The sequence below is a fragment of the Microseira wollei NIES-4236 genome (assembly GCF_020521235.1).
Classification (GTDB): domain Bacteria; phylum Cyanobacteriota; class Cyanobacteriia; order Cyanobacteriales; family Aerosakkonemataceae; genus Microseira; species Microseira wollei.
The window spans coordinates 1-233 of sequence record NZ_BLAY01000794.1 but is presented as its reverse complement, the minus strand read 5'-3'; the positions used below and the strand labels follow the sequence as shown (position 1 = coordinate 233).

Here is a 233-nt window from a genome sequence, read left to right as displayed (position 1 = left end):
GGTACTGCCGGTGCGGGTAAAGGTGAATTGTCCGGGGTTAAGTGCAATGCCGCTATCGGTTTCGCCAGCATTGGCGTCGCTGGCGGTGATGGTAACGATGGGTAAAGTATCGTTATCGGCAATATTCACCGTGGCACTATTTGCCGCGCCGACAGTATAAGCACTATTGGCAGCGAGGGTGAGGTTGACGGTTTCCGCCGCTTCCACCACCGTGTCGTTGATAATGTCGATCG

Annotated in this window: 1 protein-coding gene; it reads right to left on the bottom strand. The window is 54.9% G+C overall.

All coding sequences use genetic code 11. The annotated features are described in order from the left end of the window. The coding region (locus MiSe_RS50540; protein WP_226595165.1) for a hypothetical protein at positions 1-233 on the bottom strand (233 nt) is incomplete at both ends.